Annotated in this window: 18 protein-coding genes; 8 read left to right on the top strand and 10 right to left on the bottom strand. The window is 62.3% G+C overall.

What is annotated here, in order from left to right; genetic code table 11:
• Window positions 1-41 precede the first annotated feature (41 nt).
• Entirely contained in the window at window positions 42-1229 is a 1188-nt protein-coding gene (locus tag ACFE70_RS03455) for a hypothetical protein (protein ID WP_375416317.1), read from the top strand.
• An 18-nt stretch (window positions 1230-1247) separates the two neighbouring features.
• On the opposite strand, the gene ACFE70_RS03450 is transcribed toward ACFE70_RS03455, so the two are convergent.
• Entirely contained in the window at window positions 1248-1502 is a 255-nt protein-coding gene (locus tag ACFE70_RS03450; RefSeq protein ID WP_375416316.1) for a hypothetical protein, read from the bottom strand.
• Window positions 1503-1581: 79 nt separating this feature from the next.
• Window positions 1582-2037 (bottom strand): hypothetical protein, encoded by a 456-nt coding sequence (locus ACFE70_RS03445; RefSeq protein ID WP_375416315.1) that lies wholly within the window; start codon window positions 2035-2037, stop codon window positions 1582-1584.
• A gap of 309 nt (window positions 2038-2346) precedes the next feature.
• On the opposite strand from ACFE70_RS03445, the gene uvrA reads away from it, so the two are divergent.
• Entirely contained in the window at window positions 2347-5622 is a 3276-nt protein-coding gene (gene uvrA, locus ACFE70_RS03440; protein ID WP_375416314.1) for an excinuclease ABC subunit UvrA, read from the top strand.
• Window positions 5623-5723: 101 nt separating this feature from the next.
• Here the strand turns inward: uvrA and ACFE70_RS03435 are convergent, their stop codons facing one another.
• The 5 genes from ACFE70_RS03435 to queA all read right to left on the bottom strand — a co-directional run bounded on the left by ACFE70_RS03435 (window position 5724) and on the right by queA (window position 10104).
• A complete protein-coding gene (locus ACFE70_RS03435; RefSeq protein WP_375416313.1) occupies window positions 5724-6458 on the bottom strand; it encodes a DUF4142 domain-containing protein in 735 nt (244 codons plus the stop codon).
• A 187-nt stretch (window positions 6459-6645) separates the two neighbouring features.
• On the bottom strand, window positions 6646-7230 hold the full coding sequence (locus ACFE70_RS03430; protein ID WP_375416312.1) for a DUF4142 domain-containing protein: 585 nt from the start codon (window positions 7228-7230) through the stop codon (window positions 6646-6648).
• 85 nt (window positions 7231-7315) lie between these two features.
• Window positions 7316-8101, bottom strand: coding sequence for an enoyl-CoA hydratase-related protein (locus tag ACFE70_RS03425; RefSeq protein WP_375416311.1), 786 nt, complete (start codon window positions 8099-8101; stop codon window positions 7316-7318).
• Window positions 8102-8219: 118 nt separating this feature from the next.
• Window positions 8220-8933, bottom strand: a complete 714-nt coding sequence (locus ACFE70_RS03420) for an IspD/TarI family cytidylyltransferase (protein WP_375416310.1) — start codon at window positions 8931-8933, stop codon at window positions 8220-8222.
• A gap of 121 nt (window positions 8934-9054) precedes the next feature.
• Complete coding sequence (gene queA, locus ACFE70_RS03415; protein WP_375416309.1) at window positions 9055-10104, bottom strand: tRNA preQ1(34) S-adenosylmethionine ribosyltransferase-isomerase QueA; 1050 nt, start codon at window positions 10102-10104, stop codon at window positions 9055-9057.
• Between the two features lie 270 nt (window positions 10105-10374).
• On the opposite strand from queA, the gene ACFE70_RS03410 reads away from it, so the two are divergent.
• The 3 genes from ACFE70_RS03410 (at window position 10375) to ACFE70_RS03400 (ending at window position 14095) form a co-directional block, all read left to right on the top strand.
• The gene (locus tag ACFE70_RS03410) at window positions 10375-11634 is read left to right on the top strand and encodes an ABC transporter permease (protein WP_375416308.1); all 1260 of its coding nucleotides are present in this window, start codon (window positions 10375-10377) and stop codon (window positions 11632-11634) included.
• Between the two features lie 408 nt (window positions 11635-12042).
• Window positions 12043-12792 carry a TIGR00730 family Rossman fold protein gene (locus tag ACFE70_RS03405; protein ID WP_375416386.1) on the top strand — a complete coding sequence of 250 codons (750 nt, stop codon included), beginning with the start codon at window positions 12043-12045 and terminating at the stop codon, window positions 12790-12792.
• 133 nt (window positions 12793-12925) lie between these two features.
• Entirely contained in the window at window positions 12926-14095 is a 1170-nt protein-coding gene (locus ACFE70_RS03400; RefSeq protein WP_375416307.1) for a lycopene cyclase family protein, read from the top strand.
• Between the two features lie 94 nt (window positions 14096-14189).
• On the opposite strand, the gene ACFE70_RS03395 is transcribed toward ACFE70_RS03400, so the two are convergent.
• The 3 genes from ACFE70_RS03395 to ACFE70_RS03385 all read right to left on the bottom strand — a co-directional run bounded on the left by ACFE70_RS03395 (window position 14190) and on the right by ACFE70_RS03385 (window position 16748).
• Complete coding sequence (locus ACFE70_RS03395; protein ID WP_375416306.1) at window positions 14190-14891, bottom strand: ABC transporter ATP-binding protein; 702 nt, start codon at window positions 14889-14891, stop codon at window positions 14190-14192.
• Window positions 14892-14991: 100 nt separating this feature from the next.
• On the bottom strand, window positions 14992-15213 hold the full coding sequence (locus tag ACFE70_RS03390) for a DUF2795 domain-containing protein (protein WP_035561220.1): 222 nt from the start codon (window positions 15211-15213) through the stop codon (window positions 14992-14994).
• Window positions 15214-15437: 224 nt separating this feature from the next.
• A complete protein-coding gene (locus ACFE70_RS03385; protein WP_375416305.1) occupies window positions 15438-16748 on the bottom strand; it encodes a DUF349 domain-containing protein in 1311 nt (436 codons plus the stop codon).
• 325 nt (window positions 16749-17073) lie between these two features.
• Here ACFE70_RS03385 and ettA point away from each other — a divergent pair, with 325 nt between their 5' ends.
• The 3 genes from ettA to ACFE70_RS03370 all read left to right on the top strand — a co-directional run bounded on the left by ettA (window position 17074) and on the right by ACFE70_RS03370 (window position 23816).
• Entirely contained in the window at window positions 17074-18741 is a 1668-nt protein-coding gene (gene ettA, locus ACFE70_RS03380; protein WP_375416304.1) for an energy-dependent translational throttle protein EttA, read from the top strand.
• Between the two features lie 31 nt (window positions 18742-18772).
• On the top strand, window positions 18773-20197 hold the full coding sequence (locus tag ACFE70_RS03375; RefSeq protein WP_375416385.1) for an RNA-binding domain-containing protein: 1425 nt from the start codon (window positions 18773-18775) through the stop codon (window positions 20195-20197).
• Window positions 20198-20336: 139 nt separating this feature from the next.
• Complete coding sequence (locus ACFE70_RS03370; protein WP_375416303.1) at window positions 20337-23816, top strand: type ISP restriction/modification enzyme; 3480 nt, start codon at window positions 20337-20339, stop codon at window positions 23814-23816.
• The last annotated feature ends 46 nt before the right edge of the window (window positions 23817-23862 follow it).

Raw genomic sequence — 23862 nt, 5'->3', positions numbered from 1 at the left:
TGGTCAGGCTGCAAGACTGATTGAGAAGCGGGATAATCCGTGTGAACATTACAACCTGCTCTTACCATCTGGTGCCTTCTCCCACACGAATTTTAGGTAAGCTGAAAATAATTGCGCCGGGAGCCCTAAGCTGGACCTGGGCCGGCAGCCTTAGCGCGACGTTGCTTTGCTGGTTGCCCTGGTTTGAGTTTAGTCAATTCAACTACGCCTTACTAACCGGCGCTGCCGCGGCCCTGCTGACGCTCATTGGTACTGGCCCCAACCACTTTGCTGCCCGCGCCGCGTCACCGTTCGTTCAGTGGCTGTTGCGCGAACTAGTGCGTGGAAGCCGGGGTGTCGTAAAGCTGCTGCTAAAGGTGTTGCTGGTGTTGCTGTGCCTGAATTTTCTTCTTTTTTTCATAATAAGCTACTATGCTATCGTGCCCGCATTGGTCCTGAGGGATTTGTTGTCTAAGTCATCGAGGCAAGATGCCATAATTACTCAAGTTTTATTCAAGCGAGGCAACGCCACTGTACAATATCGGTCGGCCCCGCTGTATCCGCAGTATCGCCCGGTTATTGTCCGGCCCCTATCGCCCTTTTTTAATTTCCTGACCGAGTTGCCGCCTGACCAGCCTGATTCTACCTGGGTTGTAGTCAGTGTCCCTACGCCTCCTCTAACGTATTTGCCGGAGCAAACCAAAGAGTGGCAGGCTTCCTTATTGGAACAAGTGCGTGATTACCGCCGCCAGCAGCGCCACGAGGCCGCGCTGGCTGCCCGCGTATTCAATACGCTTCATTTTGAGTTGAGCGCAGCAACTGACTCACTCGACGGCTCCTACAACAGCCGCTCTGAACGCCGTCCATTGCCGGATAGCCTATCCGATACGTCGCTGTACGCCCGCCTCGGGTCCGACCGGGTGCTGCGGATACGGGCTAACGATTTGCGCCCTGGTGTCCTTTCTATCACCCTGACGGGTTTCAGGGGGGTAGGGCACTACGAATTAGGTAATCCTCCACCTGATACTTCGCTCGTCATGTCCGGCCCCGGCTACGTCGAACTGTTGCACTATGACCAAGGCGTAGGCGTCGCGTATCGTAGTGCCGCCACGTCGCCGGTCCGACTTATCATCACGCGCTACGACGCCGCGCAACGGCTTATCGCCGGCACGTTTGAGGGAGTGTTGCAAGCGCCCGCCGACCAAACTGCTACTATTGAGGAAGGCAGCTTTGAGGTGCGCTTTCAGTAGTTTTTACTCCGTTGAGCGTCAGCAGTAGTTACGCAATTCCTTGTCGTCCACGGCCAGCAACGTATCGAGGCGCAGCTCGAAGCCATCAGCCAAGCGCAGACACTCCACTTTGTCGCGGATAAACAGGTCGGCAATAATGCCCCGGTACGTTACAGGCGGCGCATCGGCCCCGGTGCGGTAGCGCAGCGTACAGGGCTGGCCGAGCGTGGCGCGGGCTTCCAACTCATCGTAGAACGAGCAGCTGACGGGCTGATAAGTGGGCTTAGTTTCCATGCCCGACTGAACGCGAAACCGCCGCGCCCGTTGCGGGGCGCGGCGGCTAGGGTGGAAACAGGGGGTAGGGAAGGTCGGGCTAATGCTTGCCGTGGCCTCTGCCCTTCTTGCCTTGGTCATCATCGTGGTTGCGGTCGTCGCGGTACTTTTTGGCCTGGCCGGGGGGTAGGGCCTTGCCGTTTTCGAGGCGCTTGCGCTGGCCGGGCGGCAGGCTGGCGGGGTAGCGGCGGCGGTACTCGTCGTGGCGGCTCCAGGGCTCGGCGCCCACGTAGTCAATCACGACGGGGTGCCAAGAAGTGGGGTTGGAGCCGTTGAGCTGGTTCAGGCGCTGCCACTGGCCATCGCGCCGCACGAGGTATTGCTGGGCGCGCAAATCGTAGTAGCCGCCCACTTCGGGCAGGTAGTAATACTGGGCCGAAGCTGGAACGGCCGGCCCCCAGCTGGGCGAGCTGACGACTACCACCTGCGCCTGGGCGGCCGTCAGGGCGGCCAGCGCCAGCAGGCCGCCGAGAAATAAATGGGGCAGACGAGCCATGAAAAAGCGGGAAATGTGGTGGTGAAACGGCCAGCGGCTGGCTAGGGGGCCGCTTTCCAACAATAAGGCCAAACCAACGCTGGCACTTGGAGCGGGTTGACAGAGGCGAGGGGGTAGGGATTAGAAAGAGCGTTTGGGCTGCTCTCCTTCCAGTTGTCCGGCACGAAAAGCGGCCGGCGGCGGTTGTGCCCCGACGCCCCAACCTGAACTAGTTTCGGCTGCGCCAAACGGCTTAGCTGCGAAGCTATTCCGGCTAGCTTTCGGGGCGGCTTTGCCGTACTTTTGCAGACTTATCCGCTCCGCCCGTAAATGGCCAAAAAATCCGCTGCCGCGCCCGTTCTTACCAAGTCGGCTCCCAAGCCCAAAGCTGGCAAAAAAGCCGCTGTCAAGCCCGCCCAGGCTGATTTAGCGATAGCCGATGTGCTGGCCGAAATTACGGCGCAAACGTCCAAAACCGCCGCCACAGAGGCCGTGAAGGAGGCCATCCGGCAGAGCAAGGCCAACGAGGGCGCCGACACGGCGGCTTACAAATCGAAGAAGCAAGCCAAGCAGGACAAGCTGGCTAACCCTACCCCCCGCCCAGCGGCCAACGGCAAGAAGGCGCCCGCCGCCAAACCTGTCTCGGCCGAGGAAGTGGCTTTGATGGCGAGCCAACTCAGCCAGGCCGGGCACAACGGGCACGACCAGAGCCGCATCAGCGGGCAGCTGCCGGCGCCGGTGGCGGGCGAAGGTGCCGACCTAGAAGCGCCGTTTATCGAGGTGTACGGCGCGCGGGAGCACAATTTGAAGAACGTGAGTGTGCAAATTCCGCGCGGGCGGCTGGTGGTGTTCACCGGTATTTCGGGTTCGGGCAAGTCGAGCTTGGCTTTTGACACGATTTACGCGGAAGGGCAGCGGCGCTACATGGAAACGTTTTCGGCTTACGCCCGCTCGTTCATGGGCGGGCTGGAGCGGCCGGAAGTGGACAAGATTGAGGGGCTGAGCCCGGTCATCAGCATTGAGCAAAAAACCACTTCGCGCAACCCGCGCTCGACGGTGGGCACCATCACTGAGATTTACGACTTCCTGCGTTTGCTGTATGCGCGCACGGCCGAGGCGTTCAGCTACGCGACGGGGCAGAAGATGATTCGGCAGAGCGACGACCAGATTATCAACTACATCCTCAAGCACTTCCAGGACAAAAAGCTGATTATTCTGGCGCCGGTGGTGAAGGGCCGCAAGGGCCACTACCGCGAGGATTTTCAGAAAATTGCCAAGCTGGGCTTCACCAAGGTGCGCGTCGATGGCGAGCTGCTCGACATCACGCCCAAGATGCAGGTGGACCGCTACAAAATCCACGACATTGAAATCGTGATTGACCGGCTCGTGGCCAAGGAAGACGACTGGTTTCGGCTCTCTGGCTCGGTGCAGAACGCGCTGACCCACGGCAAGGGCACCATGCTGGTACTCGACCCAGAGGCTGAGAAGGGGGTTGACAAAGCCAAGGGGGGTAGGACGCAGTTTTTCTCGCGCTTCCTGATGGACCCGGCCACCGGCATCGCCTACGACGACCCGGCGCCGAACACGTTCAGCTTCAACTCGCCCTACGGCGCCTGCCCGACCTGCCACGGCCTGGGTGAGGTGCAGGAAATCACGGAGGATTCGGTGATGCCGGATAAGAAGCTGAGCATCAGCCGCGGCGGTATCGCGCCGCTGGGCGAGTTTCGCGACATCTGGATTTTCCAGCAGCTCGGCCTCATCGTCAAAAAGCACAAGGCCAGCCTGACCACGCCGCTCGAAAAGCTGCCCGAAGACCTGATAAAGCGCCTGCTGCACGGCATTACCGAGGACGAGGCCGACGACAACAAATCTATCTACGCCGAGCCGTTTGAGGGCATCATTCCCTTCCTGCGGCGGCAGATGGATTCCGATTCCGATAACATCCGGGAGTGGATTCAGCAGTACGCCACGGCGCAGACTTGCCCGGAGTGCCAGGGCTTTCGATTAAAGAAAGAGAGTCTGCATTTCAAGCTAGCCGGCCGGCACATCGGCGAGCTGTCGGTGCTGGATTTGAGCGAGCTGGCGGCTTGGTTCGTGGGCCTGGAAGAGCGGCTGAGCGAGCGGCAGAACGTCATTGCCCGCGAGCTGCTCAAGGAGATTCGCAAGCGCATCGGCTTTCTGCTGGAAGTCGGGCTGGACTACCTCAACCTGCACCGCTCGGTGCGCACCCTGAGCGGCGGTGAGAGCCAGCGCATCCGCCTTGCCACGCAGATTGGGACGCAGCTTGTGGGCGTGCTCTACATCATGGACGAGCCGAGCATTGGCCTGCACCAGCGTGATAACGAGCGGCTAATCAAGGCCCTACAGCACCTGCGCGACATCGGCAACTCCGTGATTGTCGTAGAGCACGACAAGGATATGATCCTGCACGCCGACCACGTGCTCGATATCGGGCCGGGCGCGGGCATTCACGGCGGCCACATCGTGGCTAGCGGCTCGCCGCAGGAGATTTTTAACTCCGGCTCGCTGACCTCACAGTACCTGAGTGGGCAGCGCCACATCGAATTGCGCCGGCAAAAGCGCAAGGGTGACGGCAGCGAAATTGTGCTCAAAAATGCCACCGGCCACAACCTGCGCAACGTCACGGTGCGCCTACCCCTCGGTAAATTGGTAGCTGTTACGGGCGTGTCGGGCTCCGGCAAATCGACGCTCATTCACGACACGCTGTACCCGATTCTGAACCGGCACTTTTTTAATGCCAAGAAAGAGCCGCTGGCCTACGGCGCCATCGAAGGGTTGGAGCTGATTGACAAGGTGATTGAGGTGGACCAGTCGCCGATTGGCCGCACGCCGCGCTCAAATCCAGCGACTTATACCGGTGTGTTCACGGAGATTCGCAGCCTGTTCGCCGAGATGGCGGAGGCGAAGATTCGCGGCTACGGGCCGGGTCGGTTCTCGTTCAACGTGAAGGGCGGGCGCTGCGAGACCTGCGAGGGCGCCGGCATCCGCACCATCGAGATGAATTTCCTGCCCGACGTGTACGTGCCCTGCGAAACCTGCAAGGGCCGCCGCTACAACCGCGAAACCCTGGAAGTGCGCTTCAAGGGCAAGTCCATCACCGACGTGCTCGACATGACCGTGGAAAAGGCCGTCGATTTCTTCGAGAATCAGCCCCGCATTCTGCGCAAGATTCAGACGCTGAATGATGTAGGCCTGGGCTACCTGACCCTGGGCCAGCAGGCCACGACGCTCAGCGGCGGTGAAGCGCAGCGCGTGAAGCTGGCCACGGAGCTGAGCAAAAAGGACACCGGCAAAACCCTCTACATCCTCGACGAGCCCACGACGGGCCTGCACTTCGAGGATATCCGCCACCTGAGCGACGTGCTGCAAAAGCTGGTCGACAAGGGCAACACCGTCCTCATCATCGAGCACAACCTCGACCTGATTAAGGTCGCCGACCACATAATCGACATTGGCCCCGAAGGTGGCGCCGGGGGCGGTACCATCGTGGCGCAGGGCACACCAGAGCAAGTGGCGAAGTCCGGCAAAGGCCACACGGCGCGCTTCCTGGCCGAGGAGCTGCGCACGAGCAAGTACGCGGCGTAGGAGGGGGGTAGGGATTTGGGACCCACAAAAAAGCCGCCGTGGAAACCCACAGCGGCTTTTTAGCGATTAACTCAATTCTGACTAGCTCGGAAGGGCGATAACTACATCTTGCCCATGCCTTCACCCTTCTTGGCCATTGCCAAGTGCTGCTGCACTACGGGCAAGGTTTTGCCGATGAAGCCTTTCAAGTCGGCGTCCTGCGTCATCTTCTCGTGGGCCATCATGGTGTTGGCCGTCTTTTGGTGGTCGGCGTCCATCTGAGCGATGTACTTGGCTTCGAACTCCTTACCGCTTAGCTTTTGCATCGTCGGCACCAGGGCTTTGTGCTCGGCGTCCATGTCGGTGGGCAGGGTTACGCCTTTTTTAGCGGCAATAACTTTCAAGTCGGCCGTCGATTTGGTGTGGTCGGCAATCATCTTGTTGGCCATATCCTTGGCCATACCAGTTACGCCTTTAGCCAGGGCCATTTTGCTTTGCTGAATCTCATTCTGGTCGGAATGAGCGGCAGTCTTCATGAATTCCGGGTCGTCCTTATGAGGACCGGTAGGGCCATTCGGGTCGCCCATGCTGGCATCGGTCATGCCCGAACCACCCGCATCAGCTACACCGCCGGGGGCCGTGCCGGCCGAGCTGGCCATGTTATCAGGGTTGTTGGCATTAGCCGGCATGGTGGCCGTGGTGGCGTCACCGCTCGTCGCCGAATTCATGGCGTTGTCGCTGGCATTGCCGCCCGCCGTTTCGGGAGTCGTGGTACCAGTGGTGGCTTTCTCGGCGTTATTACAAGCAGAGGTGCTGAGCAGCGCGGCGGCTAGCATTGGCAAGAGGAGGCGTTTCATAAGAAAAAGATTAATAGGTGGCGATGGTTGAGTTGTTTATCTGCTCTACGCAAGGCAAGCAGGGAGGTTATCCGCGTTAGTAGGCCTAATGGTTGAGCTTACTAAGAAAAATAGCTTTGGAGCCTTCAAAAAACGGCTTAGCGAGCCTGCTTAAATCAGGTGGCAGCTCTGCCAAATCAGCAACTGGCTACTCAGTCAGGTGGTCCTCGACCTCCTGAGCGGCGGCCAGCTGCTCGCGCACGGCGGGCAGGTATTTGGCCGCCAGCGCCCGGATGTCGCCATCGTAGGCATCTTCCCGCATATCATCGAAGGCATCCTCATCCTGCTTCTGGGTTTTGATGGCCAGCGCCAGCAGGCGCTTGTCGAGCGGCAGGCCAGTTTGAGTGCTGACCTCGTGGTAGGCGGTGCGGGCATCTTCGCCCAGGTCGGCCGGCACGGCCAGCTGCTTGGCTGAGGCCAAGCCTTGCAGGGCGCGCAGCAGCTCCAGGCGCTGCTGCACCAGGCGCGGCCCGTAGGTGCGCGTGAACACCGTGCTGCCCTGGGTTTGGGCCAGCTTGCCCAGCTCAACGGCCAGCAGCGCGTTGCTGGTGGCATTGACCAGGAAGTTGGCGTCGGCTTCCTGCTTTTTAGTGATGTCGGCCGTGTCAATCTTCTTCTCGTTGCGATTGCGGGCCGCCTCCACCGGGTCGGCAGTGCCGGAGTTGTTGGACGAGCAAGCCAGCAGCGTGAGCAGGGGTAGGGCCCACGTAAGGCGCCGAAGAAAGAAGGTCATGGCAAGTATAATAGGAAAGAAAAATAGCCGCTGGGGCCGTTGGCCTGCTATACGCCGCCCCGAAAAGCGGGTTGAGCCAGCGGGCTCAGGCGCCCCGGAACACCGGCTTGCGCTTTTCGCTGAACGCCGCCACGCCTTCCTTATAATCGGCGCTTTCGCCCGCAATCTGCTGGCAGTGTGCTTCGTAGTCCAGCATCTCATCTAGGGTGGCTACCCCGGCCTTGTTGAGCATCTGCTTGAGCAAGCCAATGGCTTTGGTGGGCGCCGAAGCGTAGCGCGCGGCCAGGGCGTAGGTGGCTTCGTCCAGTTGCTCGGGGCCGACCACCTGGCTGACCAAACCCAGGCGCAGGGCTTCTTCAGCCGAAACCTTGCTGCCCAGCGCGCACAGCTCAAACGCCTTGAGCGTGCCCACCAGCCGCGGCAAAAACCACGACGAGCCCGAGTCGGGCACCAGGCCGATGTTGATAAACACCTCCATCAGCGAGGCCTCGGTGCTGGCCACGAGCGCGTCGCAGGCCAGCGCCAGCGAGCAGCCTGCCCCGGCTGCCACGCCGTTAATTCGGCCAACGATGGGCTTGGGCAGCCCGCGCATGGCCCGGATAATGGGGTTGTAGCGCTGGTGCAGCGAGTCGTAGAACGAGCGCTTCTCGGTCGTTTGGGCTGCTTTTAAATCCTGTCCCGAGCAAAAGGCCCGGCCGGCGCCGGTCAGCACCACAGCCCGCACCGCCGCGTCGCGCGCCACCTGCTTGAGCGCATCCTGCAGTTCGTAGCTCAGCGGGTCATTAAAGGCGTTGAATACTTCGGGGCGGTTGAGGGTGATGGTGGCCACGCCATCGGGGCGCAGCTCGTAGAGGAGCGAGGTGTATTCCATGAAGTGAAAGTAGGGCGGGATTTTGTTCTGCGCGCCGCGCCGAGGACGGCGCCGCAACCTGAAAATCCCTACCCCCTCAATTCCGCCGAATGGCCCGAACAGCGGGCTACGACCGGCGCTACTTTGCCCCCAGCAGCGCCTCGGCCAAGAGCAAATCCTCGGGCGTCGTGATTTTCAGGTTGCGGTAGTCGCCCTCCACCAGTTCGACGCGGCACAAATCGTCCACCACGGTCGCGTCGTCGGTGAAGCTCGGCAGCTCCGGTAGGGCGTAGGCGCGGCGCAGCAGGTCAATCTCAAAGGTTTGGGGCGTTTGCATCAGCCGCAGCCGCTGCCGGTTCAGGTTCACGGAGCCGTGCGGCGCCACCTGCCGCACCGAATCTTTGGGCGCCACGGCGGCGGCGGCGGCGGCGTGGACGGCGGCGGCGGCGTAGGTGCGCTCAATCACGGCCAGCGGCACGAGCGGGCGCACGCCGTCGTGCACGGCCACCAGGCCCGTGGCGTGGCCTTTCAGCGCCGCCAGGCCTGCCTTCACCGAAGCCCAGCGGGTGGCGCCGCCGCTCACCAGCAAGTGGGGGGGTAGGGATACTTGCTGCTCCCGGCCCAGGCGCTGCCAGGTATCCAGCTCGGCGGCCGGCAGCACCACCACTATTTTCCGCACGCCCAGCGCTGGCGCGGCAAAGGCCCGCAGTGTGTAGGCCAGCACCGGCTCGCCCCGCAACAGCAGAAACTGCTTGGGCACCGCCGCGCCCATGCGCAGCCCGCTGCCCCCGGCCACGAGGATGGCGAAGCGGGGCGTTTGGGAATCGGAGGGGGGTAGGCGGTAGTCAGCCACGAGACGCAGAAAAAGTTAGGGTTTAACGCCGGGTGCCAAGCAAACGCCCGGCCGCTGAAAAGCAACCGGGCGTTTTGGAAAGAATCTATCTGCTAATTACAAGCTGCCGACTACTATGGAATCACAGAATCAGCATGGCATCGCCGTAGCTGAAAAACTTGTAGCCTTCCTTGATGGCTTCCTTATAGGCATTCATCAGGATGTCGTAGCCGGCGAAGGCGGCGGCCAGCATCACGAGCGTGCTTTCCGGGGTGTGGAAGTTGGTCAGCAGGCAGTTGGCAATCTTGAACTCGTGGGGTGGGAAGATGAAACGGTCGGTCCAGCCCTGCGTGGGCTTCATGCGGTTGTGCGCCGACACGGCCGCCTCCATCGCCCGGATGCTGGTCGTGCCCACGGCGCAGACGCGCTTTTTGGCGTCGAGCGCCTTGTTGACGATGGTGCAGGCCTCGGCTTCCACGATGTAGTTTTCCGAATCCATCTTGTGCTTGGTCAAATCTTCCACGTCCACGTTGCGGAAGGTGCCCAGGCCCACGTGCAGAGTCACGGCCGCCGTCTCGATGCCCTTGATTTCCATGCGCTTCATCACCTCGCGGGTGAAGTGCAGGCCCGCCGATGGCGCAGCCACGGCCCCGATTTTGTCGGCGTAGATGGTCTGGTAGCGCTCCTTGTCGGCCTCCTCGGTTTCGCGTAGCAGCACGTCCTTCGGGATGGGCGTCTCGCCCAATTCGTACAAGGCCTTGCGGAATTCCTCGTCGGTGCCATCAAACAAAAACTTGATGGTGCGCCCGCGCGAAGTGGTATTGTCAATGACTTCGGCTACCATATCGGACTCGCCGAAGTAGAGCTTGTTGCCCACCCGGATTTTGCGGGCCGGGTCCACGAGCACGTCCCAGAGGCGCAGCTCTTTGTTGAGTTCGCGCAGCAGAAACACCTCGATAATAGCGCCGGTTTTCTCCTTGTTGCCGTACATGCGGGCCGGAAAAACCTTGGTGTCGTTAAGCACAAACACGTCGCCCTCAACGAAATAGTCCAGGATATCTTTAAACGTGCGGTGCTCGATGCGACCACTGTCGCGGTGCAGCACCATCAGGCGGCTCTCGTCGCGGTTGCGGGCCGGGTGTTGGGCCACCGAGCCCTCGGGGAGTTCAAACTTGAACTCAGATAATTTCATCGCCATTAGGCAGTAGTTAGGGAAGCTACGATATTTTCGGGATGCAAAAGTACGATTTTTTTGGTGGGGAAGTCAAACCAGGTGTAATACAGCGTCATGCAGAACGCAGCGCAGCGGAGAGAAGCATCTCGCCCGCTGACTAATTCAAGTAATTGAATAATAGTTGGATTACTTCCCCGAGCGAGATGCTTCTCTCCGCTGCGCTGCGTTCTGCATGACGTTCTTTGTAGCTTGGCTTGCAGCACTAATTCCTGCCCATTCCCTACCCCCATGCTCGCCCTTCGCCTCTCCCTGGAAAGCCTGCGCTTCGCGTGGCAGGCCCTGCGCTCCAACCTGTTGCGCACCACGCTCTCGCTGCTCGGCGTCACGGTGGGCATCTTCGCTATTATCGCCGTCTTCACGGTCGTGGATTCGCTGGAGGCCAACGTGCGCCGCAGCATGGACTTTGTGGGCGACAAGGTGATCTACGTGGAGAAGTGGCCCTGGACCTTTGGGCCCGACTACCCCTGGTGGAAGTATTTCAACCGGCCCGTGCCCACGCCGCGCGAGTTTCAGGAGTTGCGCCGGCAGCTCAGCGCCAACAAGCAGGGCGTGGCCATTTTCGCGGCCAAGGGCGGCAACACGCTTAAAGTGCGCTCGAATTCCGTCTCGGACTGCGCTATTCAGGGGGTGAGCTACGACTACCGCGTGGTGAGCGCCGTGCCGCTGGACCAGGGGCGCTACTTCACCAATCAGGAAATGGAGGCGGCCCGGCCGGTGGCCATCATCGGCGCCACCATCGCCCAGAATCTGTATCCGCAGGGCGGCGCGCTGGGTCAGGAGTTCAAGACCGCCGGCCTGACGTTTGTCATCATCGGCATCATGGAAAAGGAAGGCAAGAAGCTGCTCGACACGCCCAGCAACGACACTAACGTGCTGATTCCATTCGGCACCTTCACCAAGCTCTTCGGCCTGAGCACCAACGGAATGGGTGGCCCGCAGCCCCGCATCGGCGTGAAGGGCCGCAATGAGGACGTGGGCCTGCTCGATTTAGAGTACGAGATGAAGGGCGTCATGCGCAACATTCGCGGCCTCAAGCCCCGGCAGGAAGACAACTTCGCCCTCAACCGCCCCGAGATGATTGCCGGGCAGATTACTAAGCTTTTCAGCGCTATCGGGCTGATTGGGGCCGTCATCGGCTCGTTTGCCATGCTGGTGGGCGGCTTCGGCATTGCCAACATCATGTTCGTTTCGGTGCGCGAGCGGACCAACATCATCGGCATTCAGAAGTCGCTGGGCGCCAAAAACTACTTCATCCTGTTCCAGTTTCTGTTCGAGGCCATTTTTCTGTGTCTGATTGGCGGGTTGGCCGGCGTGGCGCTGGTCTGGCTCATCACTCTGATTCCGCAGGATGCCCTACCCCTCACCATGACGGCGGCGCGGGTAATACTGGGCCTGCTCGTCTCGGTGGGCATTGGCATCGTGGCCGGCATCGTGCCGGCGGTGCTGGCCGCCAATATGGACCCCGTCATTGCCATTCGGGCGAAGTAGGGGGGTAGGGAATTGCGCAAAAAGCCGGTCATGCTGAGCCCAGCGAAGCATCTCGCGTCGGGCGCTAATCCAATCATTGCAGAAGTTGATTACTTCCCCTGGCGAGATGCTTCGCAAGCTCAGCATGACCGGCTTTCGGCTCCTGACTCCCTACCCCCCTGCTGGCTCGCCAGGGCTCGGCAATACTACTATTCGCTCATAATCCGGTAACTTGCGCTCCTTATTTTTGGTCGCCCTGCACCAGCCGGGGCGACCTTCTTTTTTCCTTCGATTCGCCTTATGCCCAAGCTCACGAAATCCGCCAAAATCAGCACCACCAAGCTCGCCGACGAAACCCAGAATGCCGGCAGCGGCAAAACTATCAAGCAGCCCAACATCAACGATAACAAGCTGACGACCATCACCGAGATGGAGCAGCCCGGCGGCCCGGCGGTGCTCGAAGGTCTGCCCGATGAGGAAAAACAGCGCCTGCGCAAAGCCTTCGTTGATAAGGACTGGAACGAGATTAAAATTGCCGATAGCTGGCAGATTTTCAAGGTGATGGCTGAGTTTGTGGAGGGCTTTGAGAAACTCTCTAAGATTGGGCCCTGCGTAAGCATCTTCGGCTCGGCGCGCACCAAGCCCGATAATCCGTATTACCAGTTAGCCGAGGAAATTGCGGCCAAGCTCGTGCGCCACGGCTACGGCGTCATCACCGGCGGCGGGCCCGGCATCATGGAGGCTGGCAACAAGGGCGCCCACTCGGAGGGCGGCAAATCGGTGGGGCTGAACATCGAGCTGCCCTTTGAGCAGCAGCACAACATCTACATCGACCAAGACAAAATCATCAACTTCGACTATTTCTTCGTGCGCAAGGTGATGTTCGTCAAGTACGCGCAGGCCTTCGTGGGGATGCCCGGCGGCTTTGGCACGATTGACGAGTTATTTGAAGCGCTGACGCTCATTCAAACCAAGAAAATCGGCCGCTTCCCGATTGTGCTCGTCGGCTCAGCCTACTGGAATGGCCTTTTTGACTGGATTAAAAGCATTATGCTGACTGAGGAGAGCAACATCTCGCCCGAGGATTTGCACTTGGTGCAGATTGTGGACACGGCCGCCGAAGCGGTCAAAATCATTGACGACTTCTACCACAAGTATTTGCTGTCGCCGAACTTTTAACCACAGATTGAACGGATTCCAACGGATTAAACGGATTATTTGTGGTTCCGCTTGTTTAACTGTCAAGTGAGTTTGTCTTAGTCAGCGCGGGCCCCCAAATAATCCGTTTAATCCGTTGAAATCCGTTCAATCTGTGGTTTACGATTACCTGATTGTCGGCGCCGGGGCGGCGGGACTGAGCCTGGCGTATCATATCAGCCGGGAGCCGCGGCTGGCCGGCAAAACCGTGCTGCTGCTGGAGCCCGAAGTCAAAGACCAGAACGACCGCACCTGGTCGTTCTGGACCGATAAGCCCACGCTGTTTGACGAAATTGCCATCCGCACTTGGCGTAAGGCGGCGTTTCGGGCACCGGGATTTGAGCAGGTTTTCGATTTAGGACGCTACCGCTACCTCACCATTCGGGGGCTGGATTTTTATCAATTTGTGAAGCAGAAGCTGGCTGGCAACGTTCAGTTTACGCGCCTGAAAATTTCGGTAGAAAGCCTGGAAAATGAGGCATCCGACGTGGTTGCTCGCGCGGAGGGGGGTAGGGAATTTCGGGCTCGCTACGCCTTTGACAGCCGGCCCCCGCAATTCGCGCCGCGGCCCGACCGGCACCGCTACTTATTGCAGCACTTCGTGGGCTGGGAAGTCGAAACCGACCAGGATGTGTTTGACCCAGAGGTGGTTGAGTTCATGGATTTTCGGGGGCCGCAACACCACGAGCCGCGCTTTATCTATGTGCTGCCGTTTACGGCGCGGCGGGCGCTGGTCGAGTACACCTTGTTTTCGGCCACGCGGCTTCCCAAAGCCGATTACGAAAACGCCATTCGGGACTACCTGGCCGGCACACGGGGGGTAGGGAATTATCGCATTACGGCCGAAGAAACCGGCGACATCCCGATGAGCGACCACCCGCTGCCGGCGCGGGCCGGGCCGCGCATCCTCAACCTGGGCACCCGCGCCGGGCGCGCCAAGCCCAGCACCGGCTACGCCTTTGCCCGCATTCAGGCGCACTCGGCCCGGCTGGTAGCGGCGCTGGCGGCCACCGGCCAGCCGCCCGCCGACGCGACCGGCGACCAGTGGCAGTTCCGCCTCTTCGACACGCTGCTGCTCGACATCATGCAGCGCCGGGGCGAAACCGTGCGCGACATCTTCCGGGAGCTGTTTGAGCGCAACCCGGTGGAGCGCATCTTTCAGTTTCTGAATGAGGAAACTTCCTGGGCCGACAACCTGCGGGTGATGAACTCCGTGACGCCAGGACCCTTTATGCGCTCCATTGCGCAGGTGTTGCGGGGCCGGCCGGGGCAGCGGCAGGGGTAGGGCGCGGGGCTTGCCCCCGCCCGCCGCGTGAACGTCAATCGTTGGATTTATTAACAAATCGGCGCAGATGCCGGGCGGAAGCAAGCCCCGTACTCTACGCTCTTGTTTCCAGCAGCTGCCGCGCCGCCCGCACGGTTTCGGGGCTGAGTGGGCGTAGCTGGGGGGCAGGCTCCGACAGATTAAGCAAAAAGCCACTCAAATTCAGCAGGCTGTCGAGGTCGTGGGTGCTGCACAGCACGGTGCGCCCGGCCGCGGCCCAGCCGTGCACCAGCTCAAACACGCGGCGCCGGTAGTACACGTCGAGCTGCTGGGTGGGCTCATCGAGCAGATATACCAGCGCGTCCTGCAAGCTGAGCTGCGCCAGCCAGACCAGCTGCTGCTCGCCGCCCGACAGCTCCGGGAAGCTGCGCTGGGTTAAATGCGCAATGCCCACTTGCTGCAACGCCGCATCGGCCAACTTGTAATCCAGGGCTGAGTAGGAGCTGAACAGGCCGTGGTGGCGGTAGCGACCCATGAGCACCAGCTCGCGCACCGGAATGGCGAAATCGAGAGGGCCGCGCTGCGGCAGATAGCCCAGCAGCCTCGCGGCGGCCGGGGGGGGTAGGGAGCGCCGCTCGCGGCCATACACCTGCACGCGGCCTTCGTACGGCAGCTGCCCGGTCAGGACCCGGAAAAGCGTGGTTTTGCCGCTGCCGTTGTGCCCCACAATGGCGACGAAGGCCGGCGCCGGCAGGCAAAAAGAAAGGTTGCGGAGCAGCACCTGACGACCAGGGTACCCCGCAACCAGATTTTCCACGCGGAGCGTGGAAGTTATGAGTTTTAAATTATGAGTTATGAGTTGAGCAGCACGGTCATTATCCAACTCATAACTCATAATTCAGAACTCATAACTCAGATTAATACTCGTCTTCATTAAACATGAAGTCCTCCTTGGTGGGGTAGTCAGGCCATACTTCCTCGATGTTCTCGTAGGGCTGACCGTCGTCCTCCAGGGCTTGCAGGTTTTCGACCACTTCCATCGGGGCGCCGGAGCGAATGGAGAAGTCAATCAGTTCATCCTTGGTGGCCGGCCAGGGCGCATCTTCCAGGTAGGAGGCGAGTTCGAGGGTCCAGTACATAATAAAAGGGAGTAAGCTCCGGAAAAAAGGTTGGCAAAAGTAAGGGACGGTTCCGGCACAACGTGAAACCGGCCGGAAGGTTAGACCACAGATTTAACGGAATCCAACGGATTGAATGAATTAATTGTGGTTCAGCCTTATTGGCCGCCCTGTTCAGTCAGGTTAAAAAATGACGTTTTATCCACGCAAAACCACGATTAATCTGTTCAATCCGTTGAAATCCGTTAAATCTGCGGTCTAAACAGCTCAATCAAATCAGTCTTGGTGCGCACCTTGCGCTCGAAGCCGCGAATTTTGGTTTGCAGCAGCTGCCGGAAGGCTTCGTTGGCGGGCGTGGGGCTGAGGTTGTCGAAGTTGGCTTGCAGCGTCTCCAGCTCCTGCCGGTCCTGCTTCAGAAACTCGCGCAGGGCCGTGATTTTGGTTTGGGCCAGCTCGGCGGGCGCCGTGGGCAGGGGCTGGCCGGTGCGCTTGCGCAAGTAGTAGTCCAGGGCGCTTAGCTCAAATACTTTGTCGCAGGCCACCATGAAGCGCTGCCAGAGGCGGTCTGACTCCTCGCCGCGCACGGTGCCGCCCTTTTTCCACTCGGCCTGCAGCACCTTGGCCCGGCTGATGGCCTCCTGCGGCGGCACAGCCAGCAGGGCCTCAGCCTGCTCGGCCAGGGCGCGCTTGCGGGCCAGCACCTGCTCGGGCGTGGCGCCGGGGCCGGGCGCGGCGTCGTTTTCGGGCCGGGCCGTGGCCAAGTGCTGCTTGAGGCGCTCAAAGAAGTGGTTGTTGGCCGCCCGAAACCTCGTCCACAGCTCGCCGGCCTGCTTGCGGGGCAGGCTGCCGCCCACCTCGCGCCAGGCCTGCTGCAAGGCCTTGAGCTGGCGCGAAGCCGTCTCAAACTGCTCGGAGTTCTGCAGCTCCTCGGCCTGCCGAATCAGCTCCTTGTAGCGGTTGAGGGCACGGTTGCCCATCGCCTTTTTGTCGGCCTGAAACGCCTTGCGGCGATCGAAAAACACCTGCACGGCCGTCTGGAAGCGCGTCTCCAGCTCGTCGGTCAGTTCCTTGTCCACAGGGCCGGTCTTGAGCCAGCCCTGGCGCAAGTCCTTGACCTTTTCGCTGGCCGTCACCCATTCCACGGTGTCGCGCAGGGCTTCGGCCTCCTGAATGAGGCTGACTTTGGTGGCCAGGTTCTTTTCCCGGTTGCGGGCCACGCTCTGCTGAATGTCAGCCTCGGCTTCGCCGAGCCGGCGGTGCAGCGTCTCAAAGTCGCCCAGGGCGTCGTAGCGCACGGTCAACTCCTTAAGGTGCAGCGCTTTCATGAGGAAGGAGCCGCGGTTCTCGGCCGTGGCCATCGCCCGCAGCAGCTCCTCGACCTTGGCCTGAAAGCTGGCGTAGCGCTGAGCAAAGTAGCGCAGCGCGGCTTCTTCGGTTTCCTTCACCAAGCCGATGCGGCGGGCGGGCTGGCCCAGCACCGGGCGCAGCCACACGGCACTGTCCTCCACGTAGCCAAAGCGCCGGGCCTCAGCCACCAAGGGGTCTAATTGTTCCATGTAATCAACTAAGTAAACAGCCGCGGGCAGCCAAAAAATCCGGCCGGGCTGCTAACGGGGCAAAGAAGCACAAGTTTACGCGAAAACAGCCGATGTGCTAATGTGCAGGTAAGATGATTGGCGGATTGTTTAGCGGCTAAGGTGCTGGCGAGGTGATTGGATGATTGGCTAAAGCACTACGAGGCTAGGCAGGGGGTAGGAATAGCGCCGCCGGCGCGCCGCATCTCCCGGCCGGCTTGCCGTTCTTTGCCTTTTGGCCGGAACGAGGGGGTAGGGATGCTCCCGCATCGGCACATCATTAATCAGCACCTCAGCACCTCAGGCAATGAGCGACCAGACCATTATCTTCAGCATGGCCGGCGTGAGTAAAATCTACCCGCCCCAGAAGCAAGTTCTTAAGAACATCTACCTCTCGTTTTTCTATGGCGCCAAAATCGGCGTGCTCGGCCTCAACGGCTCGGGCAAGTCGAGCCTGCTCAAGATTATTGCCGGCGTCGATAAGCAGTTTCAGGGCGAAGTCGTGTTTTCACCCGGCTACTCGGTGGGCTTTCTGGAGCAGGAGCCGCAGCTCGACCCCACCAAAACGGTGCTCGAAATCGTGCAGGAAGGCGTGGCCGAAACCGTGGCTCTGCTCCGGGAATTCGACGAGATAAATGAGGCTTTCGGGGCCGAAGACGCCGACTTCGACAAGCTGCTGGAGCGGCAAGGGACCGTGCAGGAGCGGCTCGACCAGCTCGACGCCTGGGAACTAGACTCGCGCCTGGAGCGGGCAATGGACGCGCTGCGCACGCCCGCGCCGGAGGCCACCGTGGGCACGCTCTCGGGCGGCGAAAAGCGCCGCGTGGCCCTGTGCCGCCTGCTGCTGCAAGAGCCCGACGTATTGCTGCTGGACGAGCCCACCAACCACCTTGACGCCGAGTCGGTGCTCTGGCTGGAGCAGCACTTGCAGCAGTACAAGGGCACGGTCATCGCCGTCACCCACGACCGCTACTTCCTGGACAACGTGGCGGGCTGGATTCTGGAGCTGGACCGCGGCCAGGGCATCCCGTGGAAAGGCAATTACTCGTCGTGGCTGGAGCAGAAAACCGCCCGCCTGGCCCAGGAAGAGAATTCGGAGAGCAAGCGCGCCAAAACCTTGCAGCGCGAGCTGGACTGGGTGCGCATGTCGCCCAAGGCCCGCCAATCCAAGGGCAAGGCCCGCCTGGCCAACTACGACAAGCTGGCCAGTGAGGAAGCCAAGGACAAGGAGCAGAAGCTGGAGCTGTTCATCCCCGACGGCCCGCGCCTGGGCGCGCAAGTCATTGAGGCCGAAGGCTTGCGCAAGGCGTTCGGCGACAAGCTCTTGTTTGAGAACCTCTCATTTTCCCTACCCCAGGGTGGCATCGTGGGCATCATCGGGCCCAACGGCGCGGGCAAAACCACCTTGTTTCGGCTGATAACCGACCAGATGCAGCCCGATGCCGGCACGTTCGAGGTCGGCCCCACCGTGCAAACCGCCTACGTCGACCAGCAGCACGACACGCTCGACGGCAGCAAGTCGGTGTTCGACACCATCACCGGCGGCGGCACCGAAACCATGCTGCTCGCCGGCCGGCCCGTCAACTCCCGCGCCTACGTGAGCAAGTTCAACTTCACCGGCGGCGACCAGGAAAAGAAGGTCGGCGTGCTGAGCGGCGGCGAGAAAAACCGCGTTCACCTGGCCATGACCCTCAAGCAGGGCGCCAACCTGCTGCTGCTCGACGAGCCCACCAACGACCTGGACGTGAACGCCATCCGCGCCCTGGAAGACGCGCTGGAAAACTTCGCCGGCTGCGCCGTCATCATCTCCCACGACCGCTGGTTCCTCGACCGCCTCGCCACCCACATCCTCGCCTTCGAGGGCGACTCGGAAGTCGTCTGGTTCGAGGGCAACTTCTCGGACTACGAGGAAGCTAAGAAGAAGCGCCTTGGTGATGTGACACCTAAGCGGGTTCGGTACAAGAAGCTGGGGTAGGGACTGATATAGAAGTAGAACTACGCCCGCCATCGCCGATTTTCTGCGCCGCACTGAAGGCCGGACCTTAGAGTTCAAGCAGAACTTATCCTCGCCTGAACGAGTGCTGCGCGCCGTTGTAGCTTTTGCCAACACCACGGGCGGAACCTTAGTGGTCGGCATCACCGACGACCGCCGGCCGCTGGGAATCTCGAACGCGGCCAGGGAGGAGGAACGGCTTGCCAACCTGATTGCGGACAGCATTGAGCCCGCGTTTTCTCCTGACTTTCAGATAGTGACGGAAAATGAGCGGGACTTTCTGGTAGTGCGGGTTCCTCGCTTTCCGGGCATGTTTTACGTGAAGCGGGAAGGCCCGGAAAATGGTGTGTACCTACGCCACGGCTCAACGAATCGGCTGGCCACGCCCGAACAGCGGGCCGACCTGCTGCGGCAGGCGCAAGCGGGCACTTTCGATAGTCAGGTGTGCGCTCAAGCCACACTGGCTGACGTTGACCAGCGAGCGGCCCGTAAGCTGTTTCAGGAAATCGGCTATGACCTGACAATCGCTAAAATGGAAACGCTGCATTTGCTGGTGCGCTCCAACGATACCTGGCTGCCTACCAACGGGGCAATCATTCTTTTCGGAACGCCCGCCGCCCGTGCCCGCTGCTTTCCCGATGCGCGGGTGCAGGCGGCTCGGTTTGCCGGCTCTTCCAAGGCGGAGTTTCTCGACCAGCTGGAACCCGACGACCGAGGCGTGTCCATCATGGCGGCACTAGAGGAGGTGCCCCGCTTCGTGCGGCGCAACACGCGCACGGCTTCCCGCATCACGGGTGAGACGCTGCGGCGGCAGGACGTGCCGGAATATTCGGCCGTCGCCCTGCGCGAGGTGCTGGTCAATGCGCTGGCCCACGCCGACTACAGCCGTCACGGCATGACCATCAAAGTGGCGGTGTTCAGCAACCGCATTGAGGTAGAGAATCCTGGCGGCTGGCCCGTAGGCTTGAGCGAGGAGGATTTTCGCAACGGCGTGAGCCGCGCCCGCAACCCCGTTATCGCGGGCGTGCTGCACAAGCTCACCATCATGGAAAATTGGGGGTCCGGGTATGAGCGCATCGAAACCGACGCCCGGCAACTGGGCTACGCCCTGCCGGTGTGGGAGGACAAAGGCACCGTGTTGCGGGCCCGGTTGCTACCGCATCCAGAGTTACGAATTCCGGCTGGTGAAGAAGCTGTAGTGACATCCGATGTCACTACAGATGTCACCATAAATGTCACCACAAACGAGCGGCAAGAGTGGTTTTTGCAGCAAGTAGCTCGGGGCATCAACGTGCGGCCCGCGGCCTTGAGCGAGAAATTTCACGTCACGGAGCGCACCGCAAAGCGCGACGTTGCCGCCCTGCAAGACGCAGAGCGGATTGTGTTTGTCGGAGCCAACAAAACCGGCCGCTACATATTGCTAACCAAAGCCGATTGACCAAGACTCGGTTACGTGACGGCATTGGGCCTACCCGCTTAAAGTGTACAAATGTCACAATAAATGCTGTGTAAGCACCAATATAACAACTGCTTGACATTTGTAGTGACATTCAATGTCACTACAAATGTCACTACAAATGTCACTACAGCCGGCCGGCGGATTTGGCCTAATAATCACAAGCGGCCCCAACTTCCCCCACCTCCCTACCCCCCTTCATGCCCCTACCCCCCTCGCCGCCCTGCAAGCCTTTACTGCCCGCGTCACGGCGGCGTTTGCTAATGCGGCGCAGGTCGGGGCACAGCCGGAGGTGCAGCTGCTGGCGCCGCTCACCGAGCTGTTGCACGGCTACGCCGGGACGCAGGCGCTGGCTGAGGTGCAGCTGCCGGGCATCGGGCGGCCGGATTTGGGCGTGCTCAGTGGCGGGCTGCTGACGGGGCACGTGGAGCTGAAGGCGCCGAGCAAGGGCGCGAATCCGAAGCGGTTTACGGACGCGCACGACCGGCAGCAGTGGACCAAGTTTCAGAACCTGCCCAACCTGCTCTATACCGACGGGCAGGAGTGGGCCCTGTTCCGCACCGGCGAGCGCAGCGGCGAGGCCGTGCGGCTGAGTGGCGACGTGACCCAGGATGGGCCGGCCGCCGCCACGGCCACCAACGCCGCCGCCCTCGACCAACTCTTGCGCGACTTCCTGGGCTGGCAGCCCTACGTGCCGACCCAGCCCCGTGCCCTGGCGCAAGTCGTGGCGCCGCTCTGCCGGCTCTTGCGCGACGACGTGGCCGCCGCCCTGGCCGCCGACGCCGGCTCGGCGCTGGGCGCGCTGCACGAGGAATGGAAGTTGTACTTCTTCCCCGACGCCGACGCGGCGCAGTTTGCCGACGCCTACGCCCAGACCCTGACTTACGCTCTGCTGCTGGCCCACGTGAGCGGCGCGCCCAGCCTGGCGCCGACCGTGGCGGCCGAAACTCTGCGCCAGGGCCACGGCCTGCTCGCCGACACGCTCGACGTGCTGGGCCAGAGCGCCGCCCGCGAACAGGTGAAAGTGCCGCTCGAACTCTTGCAGCGCACGATTGGCGCGGTGCGGCCGGCGCTGTTTGGCGGCGGGGGTGGGGGTAGGGAAAGTGCGGGCGGCGCGGCCAGCAGCAGCGGCGCTACCAGCAGCAGCGGCGCTACCAGCAGCGGCGCCAGCAACGGCGCGGACAGCGCCAGCGGCGCGGACGACGGCGCCGAAACCGACCCGTGGCTGTATTTCTACGAGGACTTCCTGGGCGCCTACGACCCGGAGATGCGCAAGAAGCGCGGCGTGTACTACACGCCCGTGGAAGTGGTGCAGGCGCAGGTGCGGCTGGTGGATGAGCTGCTGCGCGAGCGCCTGGGCCGGCCGCTGGGCTTCGTGGATGAGGGCGTGGCGACGCTGGACCCGGCCTGTGGCACCGGCACGTATCTGCTGGCGGCGTTGCGCCACGGCCTGGCCCGCGTGGGCGCCACGTTCGGGCCCGGCGCCCGCGCCCACGCCGCCACCACGGCTGCCCGCAACCTCTACGCCTTCGAGCTGCTGGTCGGGCCCTACGCCGTGGCCCACCTGCGCCTGACCCAGCAGGTGCTGGCCGCCGGCGGCACGCTGCCCGCCACCGGCCCCCACGTGCTGCTGGCCGACACCCTGGAGGCGCCCCACGCCGCCGCGCCGGGTTCCCTGCCCCTGAGCTACCGCCGCCTGGGCCGCGAGCACGAGCGGGCCCAGCGCATCAAAAACAGCACGCCCGTGCTGGTCTGTATCGGCAACCCGCCCTACCGGCGCGAGCAGCGCGACCCTGCCGAAGCCGGCGCCGCGGCCGGTCCGCGCCACGGCGGCTGGGTGCGCTTTGGCGACAACACGCCGGGGGCGCCCGCGCCGCTGCTTCAGGATTTTCTCCGGCCGTTGAAAGCCCTCGGCGCGGGCGGCCACGCCAAAAACCTCTACAACGACTACGTGTACTTCTGGCGCTGGGCCCTGTGGAAAACGTTTGGGCCGGCGCCCAACCAGCAGCCCGGCATCGTCTCGTTCATCACCGGCTCGTCGTATTTGCAGGGGCCGGGCTTCGCCGGGATGCGGCAGGTGATGCGCGAAACCTTCGAGGAGCTGTGGATAATCGACCTCGAAGGCGACAGCCGCGGCACCCGCCACACCGACAACGTCTTCGTCATCCAGACGCCAGTCTGCATCGCCGTGGGGCTGCGCACGCCCGCCAAAGTGCCCGGCCAGCCCGCCGCCGTGCGTTACTGCCGCCTTACCGGGACGGCCGCCGACAAGCTCGCCCAACTCGGCGCCATCGAGGGCTTCAACTCGCTGAGCTGGCAGGACTGCCCCACCGCCCTCACCGCCCCGCTGCTGCCCGCCGCCACCTCCTCCTATACCACCTGGCCCCAGCTGACGGACGTGTTTCCGTGGCAGAGCGGCGGAATGCAGTTTAAGCGCAAATGGCCCATTGCCGAAACGCCGGAGCTGCTGCGCCGCCGCTGGGAAACGTTGTTGGCCGCGCCAGCCGCGCAAAAGTCAGCGCTGTTCAAAGAAAGCCGCGACCGGCTCATCACCGGCAATTACGCCAGCCTTACTGACCCCACCCGGCGCCTACCCCCCCTTGCCCGCCTGAACGCCAGCGAACCGCTTCCCGAGCCGCAACTAATTGCCTATCGAAGCTTTGACCGGCAATGGGCGCTAGTTGATAGCCGGGTCGGCGATTACCTGCGGCCTGAATTGCAACACGCGCATGGGCCCAAGCAGATTTATTTGACGAGCTTTTTGACGGGTGTTTTAGGCGAAGGCCCGGCTGTTGTTGCTACTGAGCTGCTGCCCGATATGGACAGCTTCCGCGGCTCCTTCGGGGCAAAACACGTCATCCCGCTCTACCGCGACGCGGCGGGCACGCAGCCCAACCTGCCGGCGGGGCTGCTGCCGCTGCTGGCCGCCACCTACGTCCACGCCGTCGCGGCGCCCGACGTGCTGGCCTATGCCTACGCCCTGCTGGCCGGCCCGCGCTACGTCGAGCTGTTCCGGCCGGAGCTGGAAACACCCGGCCCCCGCCTACCCCTCACCCGCGACCCAACGCTCTTCGCCGAAGCCGTGGCCCTGGGCCGCCGCCTGCTGGCCCTGCACGCGGGCGGCCCGGCCGGCGCGGCGACGGCCGGCCGCGCTCGTTTGGCCGTGGGCACGCCGGCCACCTCCGCCGCCTACCCCGCCGCCTACCGCTACGACGAGCCCGCCGAAACCCTGCACCTGCGGCGCGACGGCGCCGCCGTGGGCCAGCTCAGCGGCCTGGCGCCGGCCCTGTGGCGGTTCCGCGTGTCGGGCCTGCGCGTGGTCGAGAGCTGGCTCAGCTACCGCCTGCTGGCGCGCGCCGGCCGCTCGTCCTCGCCCCTGGATGCGCTGCGCCCGCCGGCCTGGACCTTCGACCTCGACCTGCTGCGCCTGCTCTGGACCCTGGAAGCCACCCTGGCCCTGCACCCCGACGCCGCCCGCCTGCTCGACGCCATCGTGGCCGCCCCGCTGCTGCTGGCCGCCGAACTGCCCGCCCCCAGCGCCGCCGAGCGGGTTGGGCCGGGCGGGGGGGGTAGGGAAGCGGCGCCGGGCCTGTTTGGCTGAGGCGCTGGCGGCAGACAGCAGGCCGCCGCCAAGGCCGGCCACCGGG

Source organism: uncultured Hymenobacter sp., from assembly GCF_964243305.1.
In the GTDB taxonomy this organism is placed as follows: domain Bacteria; phylum Bacteroidota; class Bacteroidia; order Cytophagales; family Hymenobacteraceae; genus Hymenobacter.
Note: the sequence above shows the minus strand (reverse complement) of the source record. Positions and strands in the feature narration are given on the sequence as shown.

Excerpts from the sequence above, each read along its gene's own strand:
- ACFE70_RS03450 (WP_375416316.1), bottom strand. The coding sequence starts at position 1,502 with ATGGAAACTAAGCCCACTTATCAGCCCGTCAGCTGCTCGTTCTACGAT.
- ACFE70_RS03445 (WP_375416315.1), bottom strand. The coding sequence starts at position 2,037 with ATGGCTCGTCTGCCCCATTTATTTCTCGGCGGCCTGCTGGCGCTGGCC.
- uvrA (WP_375416314.1), top strand. The coding sequence starts at position 2,347 with ATGGCCAAAAAATCCGCTGCCGCGCCCGTTCTTACCAAGTCGGCTCCC.
- ACFE70_RS03435 (WP_375416313.1), bottom strand. The coding sequence starts at position 6,458 with ATGAAACGCCTCCTCTTGCCAATGCTAGCCGCCGCGCTGCTCAGCACC.
- ACFE70_RS03430 (WP_375416312.1), bottom strand. The coding sequence starts at position 7,230 with ATGACCTTCTTTCTTCGGCGCCTTACGTGGGCCCTACCCCTGCTCACG.
- ACFE70_RS03425 (WP_375416311.1), bottom strand. The coding sequence starts at position 8,101 with ATGGAATACACCTCGCTCCTCTACGAGCTGCGCCCCGATGGCGTGGCC.
- queA (WP_375416309.1), bottom strand. The coding sequence starts at position 10,104 with ATGAAATTATCTGAGTTCAAGTTTGAACTCCCCGAGGGCTCGGTGGCC.
- ACFE70_RS03410 (WP_375416308.1), top strand. The coding sequence starts at position 10,375 with ATGCTCGCCCTTCGCCTCTCCCTGGAAAGCCTGCGCTTCGCGTGGCAG.
- ACFE70_RS03405 (WP_375416386.1), top strand. The coding sequence starts at position 12,043 with ATGGAGCAGCCCGGCGGCCCGGCGGTGCTCGAAGGTCTGCCCGATGAG.
- ACFE70_RS03390 (WP_035561220.1), bottom strand. The coding sequence starts at position 15,213 with ATGTACTGGACCCTCGAACTCGCCTCCTACCTGGAAGATGCGCCCTGG.
- ACFE70_RS03385 (WP_375416305.1), bottom strand. The coding sequence starts at position 16,748 with ATGGAACAATTAGACCCCTTGGTGGCTGAGGCCCGGCGCTTTGGCTAC.
- ettA (WP_375416304.1), top strand. The coding sequence starts at position 17,074 with ATGAGCGACCAGACCATTATCTTCAGCATGGCCGGCGTGAGTAAAATC.
- ACFE70_RS03370 (WP_375416303.1), top strand. The coding sequence starts at position 20,337 with ATGTCACTACAGCCGGCCGGCGGATTTGGCCTAATAATCACAAGCGGC.